The following is a 17316-nucleotide window of genomic DNA, read 5'->3' as shown; positions in this document are numbered from 1 at the left end:
CGTGAACGGCCAGCACACCCCGCGCTCCCTCATCGTCACCCACTACGGCGCCCACGGGCGCGGCACCCCCGGCCACCCGGCCGGGCCGGTGCCCGTCGCCGCCCTCATCCGGCTGCTGGGCACCGTCGGCGTCGACCCGCCCTCGGTGCGCTCGGCCGTCTCCCGCCTCAAGCGGCGCGGCCTGCTGGTCGCCGACCGCACCGCCACCGGCGCCGCGGGCTACGCCCTGTCCGCCGACGCCCGCCAGCTCCTCGACGACGGCGACCACCGCATCTACCCCCGCCCCGCCCCCGGTCCCGACCGCTGGCTGCTCGCCGTCTTCTCCGTACCCGAACAGGAGCGCAACAAGCGCCACCTGCTCCGCTCCCGCCTCTCCCGCCTCGGCTTCGGCACCGCCGCCCCCGGCGTCTGGATCGCGCCGGACCGCCTCTACGACGAGACCCGCCACACCCTGGAACGCCTCGGTCTCGCCTCCTACGTCGACCTCTTCCGGGGCGACCACGCGGGCTTCACCCCCACCGCCGAGGCGGTCCGCCGCTGGTGGGACCTGGACGAACTCGCCGCCCTCCACCACGCGTTCCTCACCGCCCACGAACCGGTCCTCGCCCACTGGACCGACCACACCCCCACCCCCGAAGCCGCCTACCGTGACCACCTCCTGGCCCTCGACTCCTGGCGCCACCTCCCCTACGCCGACCCCGGCCTCCCCCCGTCGCTGCTCCCCGACGACTGGCCCGGCGCCCGCGCCGCCGAGGTCTTCACGGCCCTCCACGCCCGCCTGCGCGACGCGGCCGCGGAGCACGCCGCCGCCGTGCTGCACGGGACGACGGTGAGACCGGCCTGATGGCACTCGCAGCCCTGGGGTTCTCCCTCATACCGTGGTTATGGGCCCTCGCCGCCACCGTCCCCTCCCGCGAGGCCCGAACGGGAGTGCTCTGGGCCCTCCTCCACGTCTCCGCCACCGGCGCCCTCCTGCTGTGGCTGCGCGCCGACGCGGGCGTGGAGTCGGCAACTCTGAGGAAGCTCCTCGCCCCGCCACTGCTCGCCGGCGGCATCCGGCTCGTCTACGAGATCCACCGCCACCTCACCGGCCACACTCACAACAAGCCCTGAGCCCAGGAGGCACGGTGTTTCCTCTGTCACGAGGCGCGACCGGTTTCTTCCGACCCGAGCACGGCCCGCTCCCGGAAACCGACGTGCGCGCCTTCCGCACCGCCCTCCACGCCGCCGCCCGAGCGAGCGGGGGCCGGGTCGGCACGGTGGAGGAGCGGACGTACCCCCGGACCTTCCACACCGCCTCGATCATCCGGCGCGCCGACGAACATGTCGTCCTGTGCCACGCCCATCACCCCTGGATCGCCTTCGCCGAGGAGCGGCGGACAGGGTACGACGACGGCTTCGCCTCCCCACCTCCCTGGTCGGACGTCTTCCCGGCCTCGGGATTCGACGTGCTGACGGCCGAGCAGTTGGGGACGCCTCTCGCCGACCTGGACACGTCAGGGCTCTCGCGGGCCGAGTGGCACCAGATCGGGTACTTCGGGATCACCACGCTGGGCGGAGTGCTGTTCAACGCCTGGGACTGACAGGGGCAGGTGAATGAAAGGGCGAGTGTCCCGGGTTCAGCCAAGGCCCGGTGGTCGGCTGCCATGTCCGTCGCAGTCACCGCGTTGGTTACCAACTCCGAGGCGATCAGAAGCGCGTCTTCTTCGATAGTGGCCGCGCGCCACTTGGACAGCGCAAGCCTGAGGAAGTGGCGCGAGGCAGAAACGGCCTCAGGTGCCGCAGCCAGTGTCAGTTGGTCCATGGCGGTCGCAGCTCTCTCATGGCACTCGTCCAAGCTGATGATCTCGGCCTGTGTCACGCAGGTGAGCTGCAACGTCATGGCGTCTTGGAGCGGCCGCGTCAGTGCCAGTTCCCGGTAGGAGGGCACGATCACATGACGCGCCTCGGCGCGCCTGACCGTCTCGACCAGATCCGTGAACGCCGACTGCACACCCAAGATGTACTCATGAAAAATCATGGCCAGTTGGTAGCCGTTGGCCTCTGCGTAGGCAGTCATGCCGTCTTGCTTCTGCTTGGCCTCCTCATCGGACATGTCATCCGGCACGCGCATGTAACCGAAGACCAACGGCTTTCCGACGCTCATCGGTGCGCCCCCTAGACCACCCACAGACGGGCGCCGAGCTCGCGCTCGATGTGATCGTGAGGCTTCTACGCCCGGAGGAGTGATCGATGGCGACAAAGCGGGTGCGGTTAGCCCAGCGGCGGAAGGCTTCCGGTTTCACGCAGGAGAAGCTCGCCCATCTCCTCGGTGTCGAACGCTCGACAGTTGTCCGCTGGGAAAACGCGGAGACCGAGCCGCAGCCGTGGCTTCGCCCAAAGTTGGCGCGCACTCTGCTCATCTCGGATGATCAGCTTCAAGAGCTGCTTGATGATGTCACTGCAATCAAGCAGCAACCTACCGAGCGCATGACGTACGTGCTTCAAGGCCCCGGCTCTGCGGACATGGTGGTCGTGGCTCATCTTCACGAACGGCTACGGCAACTCGACGAATCCTACGACCAAGCGTCGTCCACGACATTACTCGGCCCTGCCGGACAGGTACACGGGCAGGTGACGTTCCTGCGGGAGAACGCCACCAATCCGCGGGTACGACGTGCGCTGTACGAGGTAGAGGCCGACTCGGCGACGCTCATGGGCCAACTGGTATAGGACGTCAGCCCGAGACGCGACCTTCAGGCACCGCTCATGTACTTCGCAGAAGCCGTGAGCGCGGCCCGGGCCGCAATCTGAGCGGGGGCTTGTGAAGAACATCGGCGAGGCCAAGCAGGCCGTGCGGGAAATGGCGTGGCGCCGTCTCGTGGACGGGGACGGCGCCCCCGCCGATTCGTACGGGAAGATCCCCGGCTTTCACGGCGCGGAGGCGGCAGCCGAGCGGCTGGCCGGTCTCGACTTCTGGCAGCACGCCACCACCGTCAAGGCCAACCCGGACTGGGCACAGCTCCCTGTCCGCATCCGTGCGCTGAGGGACGGCAAGCGGGTCTACATGGCCGTACCGAGGATGGCGTCGCTTCAGCCGTTCTATCTGCTCGACCCCGACACCCTCGGTGTGTCGGCCGAGGAGGCCGCCGGGAAGAAGGGCGCGGCCCGCGTCGCGCGCCAAGTCGGGGTGGACGCCATGGGACCCATCGACGTGGTGGTGTGCGGCAGCGTGGCCGTGAACCGGTCGGGAGCACGGATCGGGAAAGGCGCTGGATACTCCGACCTGGAGGTCGCGCTGTTGATCGAGGCGGGCCTGGTCACGACCGAGACGGTGATCGTCGCGCCGGTCCACTCGCTTCAGGTGATCGAGGGGGAGATCCCCGAGAGCGAGCACGACTTCCGGGTGGACTACATCGTCACGCCCGACGAGGTCATTCCTTGCACCAGCCCGCGCCGCCCTGACGGCCTCGTACGAAAGAACCTCACCGCCGAGAAGATCACTGCCATCCCGGTCCTCTCGGCACGATTTCGGGGTGCCAATGGTTCCTGCTGATCCGCAGGAACCCATCCTCATGGCTTCATGAGGGCACCGGTTCCGGGCTGGACCCGCTGGGCCATGCGCCGCATCACGTCACTGGGGAGCCCAGGATGCTGCGCCGCCTCCTGCGCGGTGTCGGCGTCCCGCAGCAGCCGGACGAGAATCCGTGCGGGCAGCCGTGGGTGCCTGATGGCCATACGGCGCACCTGTTCGTCCGAGTCGTCGAGCAGCCGTACCGCCGAAGCGGCCGAGAGCCGCGAGTCTTTGGCGGCCCGGCGTCGTACTTCGGCATGCGCATCCCGGCTGAATCTCTCCACCAGTTCGGTCGGCGACTCGGGATCGTCCAGCGCCAGTTGCCGCATACGCGGGTTCGGGTCGTCCGCGTGGCGGAGGAGTCCTTGGCGCGGGAAGTTGGGGTGGCTGCGCGGGCGATCGGGGTGGCTGAGGCTGCCGGTCCACCACTGCCACACCTCCAAGAGCATGTCGGCGGGGGCGTCGTCGCAGGATTCGGCGAGGAAGAGCCGTACGACACGGTCTTCGTCCCGGGCGAGGAGTTCGACGGCCTCCGGTGGAAGGTGCTTGGCCCGGGCGACGCTTCTGCGTACGAGAGGGTGAGAAGAGGCGGCCAAGCGGCGCATGGCGTCGGGGTCGTCGTGGAGTGCCGTGACCCAGTCGAGCGCGTGGGACATGGCATTCGGATCGTGGTCGACGCGGACGTCTGCCCGTTGTTCCTCGGTGAGTTCAGGGCGTATCGATATGACGAAGCGCACGGAGGCGTCCGGGTCTCGGGCGAGGACTGCGACCAGGTCGGGGGCCAGGTGTGGGTTGCCGGCGAGGGAGCGGCGCCGGGGCTCGTCGCCGTGGTGGGCCAGATGGTCGGCAAGGTCGTATTCCAGGCGGCACGTTTCCACCGCGCGATCGCCGAGGTCACCGGAGTCGAAGGTCGACCGGGGCAGCGGATGGTCCTGGTGGTGCTGTAGTAGCGCCACGGCACGAACCGTGGCGTCGGGGTCGGTGAGCAGCCTCTGTCGTGCGGAGCCGTCCAGGTACGACCAGGCGTGCGGGCAGGCCGATGCCCGTACGGCCGGATCGGGGTCAAGGGCCAGGGCGATCCGCATCTTGGCGGGCAGTCCGGAGAGTCGGGCGGCCTCTTCGCGGATCCGCACCGCGGGGTCCGCGGTGAGCTGGTCGTACGCGGTCTCGGTGAGCCGGGCGCGCCGGTCCGCTGCGATCGTGGTGAGGATCCACCGGTGTCTGGGGTCCGTTTCACCGAGGATGAGGCGTGTCCACTGTTCGGCGGTGATGTTGGGCTGGGCTTCGGCCAGTAGCCCGCGCACCTTCCATGCTGGGTGGTCAATGGCCGCATCGACGATCGCGGTCGGCAGGCTGCGCCACAGAAGGTGATACGAAAGGCCCAGCAAGCCTTCCTGTACGTCGTCGGGCACGGCCAGGTTGCGTGCCAACCCGTGTGCCCACATCTCGCACAGTGTGCCCGGTGGGCCCGGAATGCGGAACAACGATGCCCAGGCGGCCTCGCGGTCCTCGGTGGCCTCCTCGGCCGCTGCGCGTGCGGCTTCCTCCTGCCGTTCCTTGACGCGGTCCACGGCGACAAGCCAGACCTCGTACTCCTCGGATGTCGCGCCCAGCAACACGTCACCGTTGGTGGAGAGCGTGACGAACTCCGGTTGCCCGGGGCGGTCGCCCAGCACTCCGGCGAGGTCCCACTGGTCGGTGAGTCGGACCCGCGTCCAGCGCCGGGGCCCGCAGCCCGTCCAAGGCCCCGCGACATCGATAAGGAACGCACCGTCGTCGTCCATGACCTTGTGCTTGGCCGCGAGCCGGTGCCACTGGGCGTTGATTTGGGCGACCAGGTCTGGCAGCTCTCCGCCTACGGTGGCGGTCGGCTGGGTATCGCCCGCGATGACAGGGCGCCATGCGGCCGAGGGCGACAGAACGTTCTCGATCCGCCACTCCAGTATTTCCAGGCCGGCGCGCCTGAGCAGTTGCGAGAGTTCGTCTCTTCCACCCGTCATAGGACTCCATCCTGGCCGAGGCCCAGGACCACCGGCATCCCACCCCGCGGATCGAATGTCGGCCACAGTTCCTAAGTCCGTTGATTTAATAAGACGATCGTCTTACGGTGCTCAGAGGTCCCCGACACCGGAGGAGTCCCCCCATGACTGAAGCCGTTCCTGACTACCCGTTCGAGCAGCCGAATGTGCTGGAGCCCCCGCGGGAGTGGGCCGAGACGCGGGCCGCGTGTCCCGTGGCGCATGTGCGGATGCCGAGTGGGGATGTGGTCGGCCTGCTGACCGGGTACGAGGAGGTGCGCGGGCTGCTGACCGATCAGCGGTTCAGCCGCAACCTCGACCGGAAGGGCGCGGCGCGCATGTCGACCACCGAGGACGGTGGCATGTTCAGCCGGCCGGCCCAGGGGCAGGTGGACAACAAGGAGGGGCCGGGGCACCGGCGGTGGCGGCGGCTGATCAGCCGCGCGTTCACGGTGAAGAAGATGGAGGCGTGGCGGCCGCGGGTGCAGGAGATGGCCGACGCGCTGGTGGACGACATGGTGGCCAAGGGGTCGCCCGCGGATCTGCGCGCGGCGCTGGCGCTTCCGCTGCCGGTGCGGGTCATCTGCGCGCTGCTGGGTGCGCCGAGCGAGGACCAGGACAGGTTCGCGCGCTGGTCGGAGGTCCTGCTGACGCTGACGCGTTATACGCAGGCCGAAGTGGACGACGCGCAGCGGGACTTCCACGCCTACGCGTCGGATCTGGTCGAGCGCAAGCGGGCGGAGCCGGGCGACGACCTGCTCAGTGAGCTGACGCAGATCTCCGACAGCGAGGACGGGCGGCTCAGCCACGACGAGCTGATCTCCACCGCGGTCGGCCTCCTGCTGGCGGGGCACGAGACCACGTCCAACATGATCCTGAAGATGACGGCGATGCTGCTGTCGGAGCGGGAGCGCTACGAAGCGGTGCTCGCCGATCCCGGGCTGGTGCCGGGCGTGGTGGAGGAAGCCCTGCGGATGGACGCGAACGGCGGGGTGGGCATCCCCCGGTTCATCACCGAGGACACGGAGGTCAGCGGGGTGCCGGTGGGCGCCGGGAGCACGTTGTTCGTCAATCTGCCCGCCGCCAACCGGGACGAGCGCAAGTTCCCCGACCCCGACCGGTTCGATCCGCGCCGCGAGAACAACGCCCAGCACCTCGCCTTCGGCGCGGGACCGCATTTCTGCGTCGGCCAGACGCTCGCACGGGTGGAACTCCAGGTGGTGCTGGGGACGTTCGTCAGGCGGCTGCCCGAGCTGCGGCTGCGGGACGCCCCCGAGACGCTCCGCATCCGCGAGGGGGTCGCCGCGGGCGGTTTCGAGGACATGTGGGTCACCTGGTGACGGGCGGCGAGGAAGGTAGCATGAAGATCACTGTTGACGAGGGGCTCTGCTGCGCCAGCGGGATGTGCGTGGTCAGGGCCGATCAGGTCTTCGACCAGCGGGAGGAGGACGGGATCGTGGTCGTGCTGGACGACGCTCCGCCGCCGGAGCACCGCGATGCCGTCCGTGAGGCCGCCACGGCGTGCCCGACCGGAGCCATCAGCCTGACGGAATGAATCTCTCCGGCGAAATGACTCCTGTGGAATGACGCTTCCCGGCCCGGCTGCCCCACCGTCCGCGCGCTCGGTGCTCGCGCGGGACAAACTGATGCGCACCGCCGAGCGGCTGTACGCCGAGCGCGGCTTCGCGGGCGTCTCGGTGCGGCAGATCAGCGAGGCAGCCGGGCAGCGCAACAACTCGGCGGTGCAGTACCACTTCGAGAGCCGTGACGGGCTCATCAGGACGATCCTGTCGAACCACACCGCTCTCGTCGAGAAGCACCGCATCGCCATGGTGGAGGCGCTGCGCGGGCAGGACACGGTGTCCCTCGAGGACCACTACGGCTGCCTCATCCTGCCGACGGTCCGGACCCACATCGAGGCGGGCACCCCCACGTGGTACGCGCGCTTCTTCGCCCAGGCCGTCGTCGAGCCCGCGCTGCGCGAGTACGTGCTCCAAGAGCATCTCAACACGCCGTCCCTCCGCCTCCTCGACGAGATCGGCGCCGTTCGCCGGGACGACATCCGCCCCGACCTCTGGGCCCGGCACGGCACCATGGTGCGCCAGCTCTCGGTGCACGCCTTCGCCGAGTTGGAGTACGACCTGGCCAACGGCCGCGTCGACCCGGCCAGGGCGGAGGAGTCGTGGCACACCCTGGGCCGGGACCTGATCACGGCACTGTGCGGGCTCACCACTGCCCTGCTCGGTCCCCTCTAGAGCGCGAGCCGGGGTTTGGGGGCGTCGGTGCGGCCCGTCGGGGGTGTGCGGCTGCCCGCCTGGTACGGGAGGGGCCAGGGGGTGGCGGGGCCGGTGTAGTTCTGGTCGGCGGCGGCGTGCAGGGTCCAGTGGGGGTCGTAGAGGTGGGGGCGGGCGAGGGCGCAGAGGTCGGCGCGGCCCGCCAGGATCAGGGAGTTGACGTCGTCCCAGGAGGAGATGGCGCCGACCGCGATGACGGGGACGCCGAGTTCGTTGCGGATGCGGTCGGCGTAGGGGGTCTGGTACGAGCGGCCGTAGTCGGGGGTCTCGTCGGGGACGACCTGGCCGGTCGAGACGTCGATGGCGTCGGCGCCGTGGGCGGTGAAGGCGGCGGCGATGGCGACGGCGTCGTCGGCCGTGGTGCCGCCGTCGGCCCAGTCGGTGGCGGAGATGCGGACCGTCATGGGGCGGTCGTCGGGCCAGACGGCGCGGACGGCGTCGAAGACCTCCAGGGGGTAGCGGAGGCGGGCGTCGAGGGAGCCGCCGTAGGCGTCGGTGCGGTGGTTGGTGAGCGGGGAGAGGAAGCTGGAGAGCAGATAGCCGTGGGCACAGTGGAGTTCGAGGAGGTCGAAGCCCGCGCGGGCGGCGCGTTCGGCGGCGCGGACGAACTGGTCGCGGACGGCGGCGAGTCCGGCGGCGTCGAGGGCCTGCGGGGTCTGGTTGACGCCGGGGCGGTACGGGAGGGGCGAGGGGGCGACGAGGGGCCAGTTGCCGTGCGGGAGGGGGGTGTCGATGCCCTCCCACATGAGCCGGGTGGAGCCCTTGCGCCCGCTGTGGCCGAGCTGGACGCCGATGGCCACGCCCGGGGAGTGGGTGTGGGCGAAGTCGGTGACGCGGCGCCAGGCGGATTCGTGGGCGTCGGCGTAGAGGCCGGTGCAGCCGGGGGTGATACGGCCCTCCGGGCTGACGCAGACCATTTCCGTCATCACCAGCCCGGCCCCGCCGAGCGCCCGGCCGCCGAGGTGGACGAGGTGGAAGTCGCCGGGGGTGCCGTCGGGGGCGGCGGAATACATGTCCATGGGGGACACGACGACGCGGTTGCGGAGGGTGAGGTCGCGGAGGCGGAAGGGGGTGAACATGGGCGGGGTGGCGGCCGGCACGGAGGCCTCGCGCTCCACCGAGTCGACGAACTCCCCGTCGCGCAGCCGCAGGTTGTCGTGGGTGACGCGGCGGCTGCGGGTGAGGAGGTTGAAGGCGAACTGCCGCGGCGGCTGGTCGAGGTACAGCTCCAGGTTCTCGAACCACTCCAGGCTGGCGCGCGCCGCGCGCTGGGTGGATGCCACGACCGGGCGGCGTTCGGCCTCGTACGCGGCGAGCGCGTCGGGGAGGGCGGGGTGTTCTTCGAGGCAGGCGGCCAGGGCGAGGGCGTCCTCGACGGCGAGTTTGGTGCCGGAGCCGATGGAGAAGTGGGCGGTGTGCGCGGCGTCGCCGATGAGGACCGTATTGCCGTGTGACCAGCGCTCGTTGACGACCGTGCGGAAGGCGGTCCACTGGGAGTGGTTGCCGCGCAGGGGGTGGCCGCCGAGGGCGTCGGTGAAGAGCTTGGCGCAGCGCTCGGTGGACTCGCGTTCGGTGCAGCGGTCGAGCCCGGCCCGTCGCCACACCTCTTCCCGCGTCTCGATGATGACGGTGCTGGCGTCCGGCTCATAGGGGTAGCCGTGCAGCTGCATGACGCCGTGCTCGGTCTCGGCGATCTCGAAGCGGAAGGCGTCGAAGGCGATGTCGGCGGCGAGCCAGATGTAGCGGCAGCGGTGGGTGGTGATGCGGGGGCGGAAGGCGTCGGCGTGGGCCTGGCGGGTGGTGCTGCCCGCCCCGTCGGCCGCGATGACCAGGTCGTACGTGCGTGACAGCTGCTCGGCGGGCGGCGCCTGGGTGCGGAACCGGAGGTCTACGCCGAGGGCCTGGCAGCGCTCATGGAGGATGCGCAGCAGCCGGCGGCGGCCGAGCGCGGCGAAGCCGTGGCCGCCGGAGGTGAGGACATGGCCGCGGTGGGTCACGTCGATGTCGTCCCAGCGGACGAACGCGTCGCGGAGGGCGGCGTAGACGACCGGGTCGGCGTGCTCGATGCCGCCGAGCGTCTCGTCGGAGAGGACGACGCCGAAGCCGAAGGTCTCGTCGGGGCCGCCCCGCTCCCAGACGGTGATCTCGCGCCGCGGGTCGAGGCGGGCGAGCAGCGCCGCCGCGTAGAGCCCGCCGGGCCCGCCGCCGACGACGGCGACGCGGAGCGGGCGGCCGGGGGCGGTGGCAGGCGCGGTGGTCATCGGCCCTGCCACAGCGGGGCGCGGCGGGCGGTGAACGCGGCGTGGAACTCGGCGTAGTCCGCGCCGGTCATCAGCAGCGCCTGGGTCGACGCGTCCATCTCGATCGCGGCGGACAGCGGCATGTCGAGTTCGGCGGTGAGCAGCGCCTTGGTCTGGGCGAGGGCGAGGGAGGGCCCGTCGGCCAGCCGCCGGGCGAGCGCCGCCGCCTCCGCCCCGGCCTGTCCCTCGTCGGCCAGCACGCTGATCAGGCCGATGCGCTCGGCCTCGGGGGCGCGGACCGGTTCGCCGAGCATCAGCAGCCGGGTGGCGTGGCCGAGCCCCACCACGCGGGGCAGCAGATAGGCGGCACCCATGTCGCCGCCGGAGAGCCCGACCTTGGTGAAGAGGAACGAGAAGCGGGCGGAGGGGTCGGCGACCCGGAAGTCGGCGGCGAGGGCGAGGACGGCGCCCGCGCCCGCGGCGGCGCCGTGCACGGCGGCCACCACGGGGAAGGGGCACTCCCGCAGCGCGCGGACCACCTGCCCGGTCATCCGGTTGAAGTCGAGCAGTTGGCGGGTGTCCATGGCGAGGGTGGCGCCGATGATCTCGTCGACGTCGCCGCCGGAGCAGAAGCCGCGCCCCTCGCCGCCGAGCACGAGGGCGTGTACGGAGCCGTCGCGGGCCAGCTCGGCGAGGAGGTCGCGCAGATCGGCGTAGGCGCCGAAGGTGAGCGCGTTGAGCTTCTCGGGGCGGGCGAGGGTGACGGTGGCGACGCCCTGGTCGAGGGTGAGGCGCAGATGCCGCCAGTCCTCGGTGCGGGGCGCGGAACCGGTGAATGGACTCATGGGGGCCATGGCCTCCTTCAGCCGGACGGCTGGGTCTGCCGGGTGCCTTCCTGGTGCCTGCCCTTCGAAGTTATCACCGGTACGTGACTGTCGTCACGAGCGCGCGATAGAGCGAGGGCGTGATCGATAAGACCAAAGTCCCCCCATGAGTGGTCCATGGCCCCTTCCGGCACTATCGTCCGCTTCATACCGTCAAGGGCTGCGGTATCCCGCTCCTCGCCGACCGTCTGGACCCGTACGTGCCCGAACCCCTCCACGCCGCCACCTGGCGCTTCGCACTGCCTCACACCACCGCCGCGGTGCCGCTGGCCCGTGCCCTGATCCGCAACACACTGGCGGACATCGGCGCGCCCGTGGACGGCGACACGGCGGAACTGCTGACGGCCGAGCTGGTCGCCAACGCGGTGCAGCACACGGCCGGGGACGAGCCGATAGAGCTGGTGGTGGAGCTGGTGCCGACCGGCGGCTGGCAGGTCGAGGTGCACGACCAGGACCCCACCCCGCCCGGCGGTTTCAGCGGCCCGGACGGCCAGGGCCCGCACGGCACAGGGGACGGCGCACGGCGAGACGTACGCAAGGACGTACGGGAAGACGTACGCGAGGACGCTCACGAGGGCGTCCGCGAGGCCGACGGCCCGGGCCGCCCCGAGGGCCCCAAGAGACCCGAAACCCTCCCCGAACGGGGACGCGGACTGCTGCTCATCCGGGCCCTCAGCGCGGACACCGGCTACCGCCCCACCCCCTACGGCAAGGCCGTCTGGTTCACCCTTCCCCCGGCGGAAGCCGCGGAGGGCTGACGGCTACGCCGTGCCGAGCGTCGCGACCAGCACCGCCTTGATGGTGTGCATCCGGTTCTCCGCCTCGTCGAAGACGACCGAGTGCTCCGACTCGAAGACCTCCTCGGTGACCTCCAGCTCGGTCAGCCCGTGCCGCTCGTAGATCTCCCGGCCCACGTCGGTGCCCAGGTCGTGGAAGGCCGGGAGGCAGTGCATGAACTTCACGGCGTCGTTGCCGGTGGCCCGCAGCACGTCCATCGTCACCGCGTACGGCCCCAGCAGGGCTATCCGCTCGTCCCACACCTCCTTGGGCTCGCCCATCGACACCCACACGTCGGTGGCGATGAAGTCCGCGCCGCGCACACCCTCGGAGACGTCCTCGGTGAGCGTGATCCGGGCGCCGGAGGCCGCGGCCATCTGGCGGGCCAGCTCCACGATGGTGTTGTCCGGCCACAGCAGCTTGGGCGCGACGATCCGCACGTCCATGCCCAGCAGGGCGCCGGTGACGAGGTAGGAGTTGCCCATGTTGTACCGGGCGTCGCCGAGGTAGGCGTAGGCGACCCGGTCCAGCGGCTTCTCGCTGTGCTCGGCCATGGTGAGGACGTCGGCGAGCATCTGGGTGGGGTGCCACTCGTCGGTGAGGCCGTTGTAGACCGGCACCCCGGCGTGGGTGGCCAGCTCCTCGACGACGCCCTGGCCGTGTCCGCGGTACTCGATCGCGTCGTACATCCGGCCGAGCACCCGCGCCGTGTCCTTGACCGACTCCTTGTGGCCGATCTGCGAGCCGGTCGGGTCGAGGTACGTGGTCGAGCCGCCCTGGTCGGCGGCGGCGACCTCGAAGGCGCAGCGGGTGCGGGTGGAGGTCTTCTCGAAGATCAGGGCGATGTTCCTGCCCTGGAGCCGACGCGCCTCCGTGCCCGCGCGCTTGGCCGCCTTCAGCTCGGCCGACAGGTCGACCAGGTGCCGGAACTCCTCTGCGGTGAAGTCCAGCTCCTTGAGGAAGTGGCGGCCGGTGAGGTCAATCGCCATGGGGTGGGCTCCTAGGTCGCGGTCGAGCGGGTGCAGCGGGTCGAGCGGGTGCAGCGGGTCGGGCAGGTCAAACGGGGCCAAGCAAGGTCGAGCCCTGGAAGCATATACGAGACACTGTATATATACGGAGGCTCGGTGGTAACCCCGCCGTCACGACTCCACGGCGTCCCGCTCGACCGGGCAGCTCATGCAGCGCGGTCCGCCCCGGCCGCGGCCCAGCTCACTGCCCGGGATGTCGATGACCTCGATGCCGCGCTTGCGCAGGAACGTGTTGGTCGTCGCGTTCCGCTCGTAGGCGACCACCACACCCGGCTCGACCGCGAGCACGTTGCAGCCGTCGTCCCACTGCTCGCGCTCCGCCGCGTGCACGTCCTGGGTGGCGGTGAGCACCCGGATGGCGTCCAGGCCGAGGGCCGCGGCTATGGCCCGGTGCATGTGCTCCGGCGGATGGTCGGTGACCTTCAGCTCCCGGCTGCCCGCGCCCGGCTCGATGGTGTACGAGCGGAGCATCCCGAGCCCCGCGTACTGGGTGAAGGTGTCCCCGTCGACCATCGTCATCACCGTGTCGAGGTGCATGAAGGCCCGCCCCTTGGGCATGTCGAGCGCCACGATCGTACGGGCGGAACCGGCCTCGAAGAGCCGGTGCGCCATCATCTCCACCGCCTGCGGGGTGGTCCGCTCGCTCATCCCGATCAGCACCGCGCCCTTGCCGATCACCAGGACGTCGCCGCCCTCGATGGTCGAGGGGTACGCGGCCTGGCCCTCCGACCAGACGTGGAAGTCCTCGTCCGCGAACAGGGGGTGGTGGCGGTAGACGGCCTCGTAGTGCACCGTCTCGTGCCAGCGGGCGGGCCAGCGCATCGCGTTGATGGCCACCCCGTCGTACACCCAGGCGGAGGCGTCCCGGGTGAAGAGGTGGTTGGGGAGCGGGTTCACCAGGAAGTCGTCCGGCTCCATGGCGTGGAAGCGGATGGACACCGGCTCCGCGAACCGGGCGAGGTACTCGCGCTTCGTCATACCGCCGATCAGCGCCTCCGTCAGCTCCGGGGCGGTCAGCTCGTCGAAGGCCGCGCGCAGCCGGTCGGTGGCCAGCGGACCGTACTCCTTCTCGTCGAAGACCCGGTCCAGCACCAGGGACCGCGCCACCGGCAGGGCCAGGCTCTCGGCCAGCAGGTCGCCGAAGAGATGGACCTCGACGCCCCGGTCGCGCAGCACGTCCGCGAATCCGTCGTGCTCCTGGCGGGCCCGACGCACCCACAGGACGTCGTCGAAGAGGAGCGCGTCCCGGTTGGTGGGGGTGAGCCGCTTCAGCTCCAAGTCGGGACGGTGCAGAATGACGCGGCGCAGCCGCCCGGCCTCCGAGTCCACATGGAATCCCATGATTCCCATCTTCGCCGCTTCGGGCTCGCCGCGGATGACCCGCGACACAAGTCGTGACCAAGGGCCCCTGTCCGGGCCACGGCCGGGATCAGGCGGTGGCCGGGGTCAGGCCGCGGCCAGGATGACGATCAGGACCAGGGCCACGGCCAGGAAGCCCAGCAGGGCCGAGACCCACAGCTGACCGGGCTGGAGATCGATACGGCCGCCGTCCTCGGTGCCGCGGCGGCGGGCGGGCCACCGGACGGCCCGCCGAGTGCCGCGGTGGACGGCCTCCGCTCGCTCCCGGCACGCCTCATGCTCCCGGCACTCCTCGGCCAGGCCGCCGAACAGCGCCTTCCAGCCCTTCTCCCCGAAACCGGTGACCTGCCGGGTGGTGACGATACGGCGCACCACCTCGCGCCCCGCGCCGTCGCCCGCCGCCCACAGCCCGGGCAGGACGCACGCCATCAGCTCGGGGACGGCGCCCCGGTCCGCGTACGGGCGTACCAGGCCCTCGTACAGCATCAGCGCGTTGCGCACTCGGAGGCGGCCGCTTCCGCCCGGCTGATCGAGGTAGAGGTGGGCGATCAGCACCTTCTCGCAGACCGCGTCGGCGAGCCGTGGCCCGCGCTCGGGCGCGCGGCGCACCAACTCGACGACGACGCGGGTGGCCCGGTCGGCGGGCAGCCCCGCGTCGAGTGCGCTCAGCAGCAGCCCGTCGTCGGCCTCGCGCAGCGCCGCGGGCAGGGCGTCGCCGCCGTGGCGCAGCGCCTCGCGCAGGGTGCGGAGGGTGCGTACGGCGCCCACCGGCGTCGGGGACGGGCCGCCCTCCGGGTGATGTGCCCGCTCTATGTCGGTTGTGTGCGGCGTGTTCTGTGTCTGCTCCGTGTCCCGCGTGCAGTCCGTGTCCTTCACCATCGACGTCCCTTTCCTCACAGCGCTTCCAGCACCTCCCGGATCCGGGTGGCCGCCCGTACGTCGAGCGGTTCGTCACCGTCGTGCGCCAGCCGGGGCAGGAAGCCGTACAACACCGCCAGCTGGCGGTCGTCGCGGGCGGCCCGCCGGATCCAGCCGACCAACGCGTCCTCGGCCGCGGCCGCCGAGCGGGCCCAGGTCAGGGCGGCCCGCAGCAGTTCGGCGAGCCGCGGTGCGCTGCCCGGTCGGGCGGCCAGCAGCGCGGTGGCCAGCGGCCAGGCGGCGTACGGCTCCAGCTCCGGCACCTCGCCGAGCCCCCACAGATGGGAGGTACGGGTGGTGACGGCGCGCAGCACCGTCAGCAGCGCGAGGTCCCGGCGCGGCCGCCGGGTGTCGTGCAGCCAGGTGGCGAGTGCGGCGAGCACGGCCTCCGGGTCCGTCCCGGCCAGCAGCCGCAGCACGCTGTACGAGGTGGTCCGGCCGTCGTCGGCGGACGCCAGCCGGGCCAGCTCCTCCAGGGACGCCCGGACCGAGCCCGCGGCGAGGCCGTAGCCGTGGGCGAGGACCGCCGTCTCGCGCTCGCGTGCGTCGTCGCCGAGCGCCCAGCCGCGCAACAGGCCGTCCACGGCGGGCCGTACGCCGTCGTCGCGGGCGGCCTCGGCGAGCGCCGTGGCGGCCGCCATGCGCTGCACCGGGCTGTCGGCGCGGGCCAGCGGCAGCAGCAGTTCGACGAAGCCGTACAGATAGTCGCGGGCGCAGAGCACGCCCGCGGCGACCGCCGCGCGCACCCACACCTGGGGGCGCGGGTCGTCGCACAGGGCGCGCAGCCAGCGGGCCATCGGGCCGCGGACGTTGTGGTGGCCGTCCCATGCCTCGTACAGCACCGCGGACGCCAGCCGCCGCCCCTGGAACCGGACGGCGCGGACCGGGACCGACGCGTCGCCCAGGTCCTCCACGCCGTCGCAGCACACCGCGCGCGCCGCGGCGAGCCCGGCCCCGGGGCGGGCGGCGAACAGCGGGCGCCCGGGCGCGTATTGGGGATCGAGGGTGACGGCCAGCTCCCAGGTCAGCAGCTCGGCGGCCTCGGCGGTGAGGCTGTGCGCGGAGCCGTTGAAGACGGCGAGCGCGATCCGCAGCGCCGCCGTCCGCAGGGCGGGCAGCGCGGCGGGCAGGGTTCCGGGGCAGCCCGCTCCGTCGAACCACGCGCGGGCCTGGTCCGGGGCGAAGGCCCGGCAGCGCTCCAACAGCCCTTCCTCGGACAGCCGACCCTCGGCGTGGGCGGCGAGGTGCCGGGCGAGCCGTGCGGCCTCGCCGGGGCGCGGCTCGTCCAGGCCGAGGGCGTCGGCCACATCGGGGCGGGCGGCGGTGGCGCGGGCGAGGTCCAGCAGCTCGGCGGGCTTGTCCGCGAGCAGATCGGACAGCTGGTGGTCCAGCACCTCGGCGGCCGGCGGGGGTTCGTACGGTACGGCGTGGCGGCGGGCGCTCAGCAGCCGGTCGGCGGCCGGGCCGTCCGCGACCAGGACGACGCCGAACGCCCCGCCCTCGGCGAAGCGGGCGCGCAGCCGGTCCAGGAGGGTCCCGGGGTCGGTCTCGTCGGCGGGCAGTTCGAGGAGATAGCCGTGACCGCGCTCGACCTGCGGCCCGGCGGGGACGGCACCGGAGCCGAGCCGGACCACTTCGCCGCTTTCGGCCGGTTCTTCGGTCAGTTCGGCGAGGAGCGCGAGACCCGTCCAGGCGCGGCCGGTGCCGGGTTCGCCGCACAGGGCGAGGAGATGGGTGTGGCGCAGCCGCTCCCGCATCGCGGCGTGGCCGGGGGCGGGCCGGTGGAGGCGGCGCAACAGCGCCAACTCCTCGCGGGCCACCGGTCCTTCGGGGAGCGGACGGTGCTCGTCCGCGCCGGGCGGACGCGGCGGGCAGTCGGTGAGGCGCAGGTGGGCGCGCGCCTCGCGCGCCGTGCGGGCGCCGCCCGCCTCCCCCGCGCCGTCCAGCGGGCCGCCCCTCGGGACGTCCAGCCGCCGCGGGCCCGGGTCCGCCGGGGTGTCGATGCCGTCCGGTCCGCTCATCGCCCGCCGTCCTCCATGCCGTGGTCCCCGTATGTACGTCCTCGGGGGTGGCGTCCCTGGAGGGAGGTCCGAAGCGGGCGGCGGGACCTCTCCCTCGATCCGCCCCGCCGCCCTTCTCCGGTGCCAGGCGCTGGGCCGTGTGCACCCCCGTCGCACACGGTCCCGTTCACCTGTGCCACCACCAGGGTGGGCCGGGGGCGGGACGGGGGCTGTAGCCGTTTACA

The 17316-nt window shown here is 71.8% G+C and carries 17 protein-coding genes; 8 read left to right on the top strand and 9 right to left on the bottom strand.

Annotated features, from left to right (window positions below):
• Position 1 precedes the first annotated feature (1 nt).
• Both HYQ63_RS31670 and HYQ63_RS31665 read left to right on the top strand, forming a co-directional pair.
• The gene (locus HYQ63_RS31670; RefSeq protein ID WP_179937218.1) at positions 2-844 is read left to right on the top strand and encodes a PaaX family transcriptional regulator C-terminal domain-containing protein; all 843 of its coding nucleotides are present in this window, start codon (positions 2-4) and stop codon (positions 842-844) included.
• Positions 844-1113, top strand: coding sequence for a hypothetical protein (locus HYQ63_RS31665; protein WP_179937217.1), 270 nt, complete (start codon positions 844-846; stop codon positions 1111-1113). The genes HYQ63_RS31670 and HYQ63_RS31665 overlap by 1 nt, the downstream gene beginning before the upstream one ends.
• 26 nt (positions 1114-1139) lie before the next feature.
• Here the strand turns inward: HYQ63_RS31665 and HYQ63_RS31660 are convergent, their stop codons facing one another.
• Entirely contained in the window at positions 1140-1340 is a 201-nt protein-coding gene (locus tag HYQ63_RS31660) for a hypothetical protein (protein WP_179937216.1), read from the bottom strand.
• 5 nt (positions 1341-1345) lie between these two features.
• Entirely contained in the window at positions 1346-2146 is an 801-nt protein-coding gene (locus tag HYQ63_RS45035; RefSeq protein WP_257232269.1) for a recombinase family protein, read from the bottom strand.
• 86 nt (positions 2147-2232) lie between these two features.
• Between HYQ63_RS45035 and HYQ63_RS31650 the strand changes: the two genes are divergently transcribed.
• Together HYQ63_RS31650 and HYQ63_RS31645 are read left to right on the top strand one after the other, a co-directional pair.
• On the top strand, positions 2233-2712 hold the full coding sequence (locus HYQ63_RS31650; RefSeq protein ID WP_306664849.1) for a helix-turn-helix transcriptional regulator: 480 nt from the start codon (positions 2233-2235) through the stop codon (positions 2710-2712).
• Positions 2713-2842: 130 nt separating this feature from the next.
• Positions 2843-3535 (top strand): 5-formyltetrahydrofolate cyclo-ligase, encoded by a 693-nt coding sequence (locus tag HYQ63_RS31645; RefSeq protein WP_373689223.1) that lies wholly within the window; start codon positions 2843-2845, stop codon positions 3533-3535.
• A 17-nt stretch (positions 3536-3552) separates the two neighbouring features.
• On the opposite strand, the gene HYQ63_RS31640 is transcribed toward HYQ63_RS31645, so the two are convergent.
• Positions 3553-5553: a PE-PGRS family protein gene (locus HYQ63_RS31640; RefSeq protein WP_179937214.1), complete on the bottom strand. Its 2001-nt coding sequence runs from the start codon at positions 5551-5553 to the stop codon at positions 3553-3555.
• A 143-nt stretch (positions 5554-5696) separates the two neighbouring features.
• On the opposite strand from HYQ63_RS31640, the gene HYQ63_RS31635 reads away from it, so the two are divergent.
• The 3 genes from HYQ63_RS31635 to HYQ63_RS31625 are packed head-to-tail and all read left to right on the top strand — an operon-like array spanning position 5697 to position 7826.
• Positions 5697-6911, top strand: a complete 1215-nt coding sequence (locus tag HYQ63_RS31635; RefSeq protein ID WP_179937213.1) for a cytochrome P450 — start codon at positions 5697-5699, stop codon at positions 6909-6911.
• Positions 6912-6931: 20 nt separating this feature from the next.
• Entirely contained in the window at positions 6932-7126 is a 195-nt protein-coding gene (locus HYQ63_RS31630) for a ferredoxin (protein ID WP_179937212.1), read from the top strand.
• A gap of 28 nt (positions 7127-7154) precedes the next feature.
• On the top strand, positions 7155-7826 hold the full coding sequence (locus HYQ63_RS31625) for a TetR/AcrR family transcriptional regulator (RefSeq protein WP_179937211.1): 672 nt from the start codon (positions 7155-7157) through the stop codon (positions 7824-7826).
• On the opposite strand, the gene HYQ63_RS31620 is transcribed toward HYQ63_RS31625, so the two are convergent.
• Complete coding sequence (locus HYQ63_RS31620) at positions 7823-10126, bottom strand: bifunctional salicylyl-CoA 5-hydroxylase/oxidoreductase (protein WP_179937210.1); 2304 nt, start codon at positions 10124-10126, stop codon at positions 7823-7825. The genes HYQ63_RS31625 and HYQ63_RS31620 overlap by 4 nt on opposite strands.
• Positions 10123-10950 (bottom strand): enoyl-CoA hydratase family protein, encoded by an 828-nt coding sequence (locus HYQ63_RS31615; RefSeq protein WP_123100735.1) that lies wholly within the window; start codon positions 10948-10950, stop codon positions 10123-10125. Before HYQ63_RS31615 ends, HYQ63_RS31620 begins: the two co-directional genes overlap by 4 nt.
• Positions 10951-11177: 227 nt before the next feature.
• Here HYQ63_RS31615 and HYQ63_RS31610 point away from each other — a divergent pair, with 227 nt between their 5' ends.
• Positions 11178-11747, top strand: coding sequence for an ATP-binding protein (locus HYQ63_RS31610; protein WP_373689222.1), 570 nt, complete (start codon positions 11178-11180; stop codon positions 11745-11747).
• Between the two features lie 3 nt (positions 11748-11750).
• Here the strand turns inward: HYQ63_RS31610 and argF are convergent, their stop codons facing one another.
• The 4 genes from argF to HYQ63_RS31590 form a co-directional block, all read right to left on the bottom strand.
• Complete coding sequence (gene argF, locus HYQ63_RS31605) at positions 11751-12755, bottom strand: ornithine carbamoyltransferase (RefSeq protein ID WP_179937208.1); 1005 nt, start codon at positions 12753-12755, stop codon at positions 11751-11753.
• Between the two features lie 150 nt (positions 12756-12905).
• Positions 12906-14135, bottom strand: coding sequence for an arginine deiminase (locus HYQ63_RS31600; RefSeq protein WP_179937207.1), 1230 nt, complete (start codon positions 14133-14135; stop codon positions 12906-12908).
• 105 nt (positions 14136-14240) lie between these two features.
• Complete coding sequence (locus tag HYQ63_RS31595; protein ID WP_179937206.1) at positions 14241-15032, bottom strand: hypothetical protein; 792 nt, start codon at positions 15030-15032, stop codon at positions 14241-14243.
• A 14-nt stretch (positions 15033-15046) separates the two neighbouring features.
• Positions 15047-17092 (bottom strand): hypothetical protein, encoded by a 2046-nt coding sequence (locus HYQ63_RS31590; RefSeq protein ID WP_257232268.1) that lies wholly within the window; start codon positions 17090-17092, stop codon positions 15047-15049.
• Positions 17093-17316 lie beyond the last annotated feature (224 nt).

Source organism: Streptomyces sp. Rer75 (assembly GCF_013414305.1).
Classification (GTDB): domain Bacteria; phylum Actinomycetota; class Actinomycetes; order Streptomycetales; family Streptomycetaceae; genus Streptomyces; species Streptomyces himastatinicus.
Note: the sequence above shows the minus strand (reverse complement) of the source record. Positions and strands in the feature narration are given on the sequence as shown.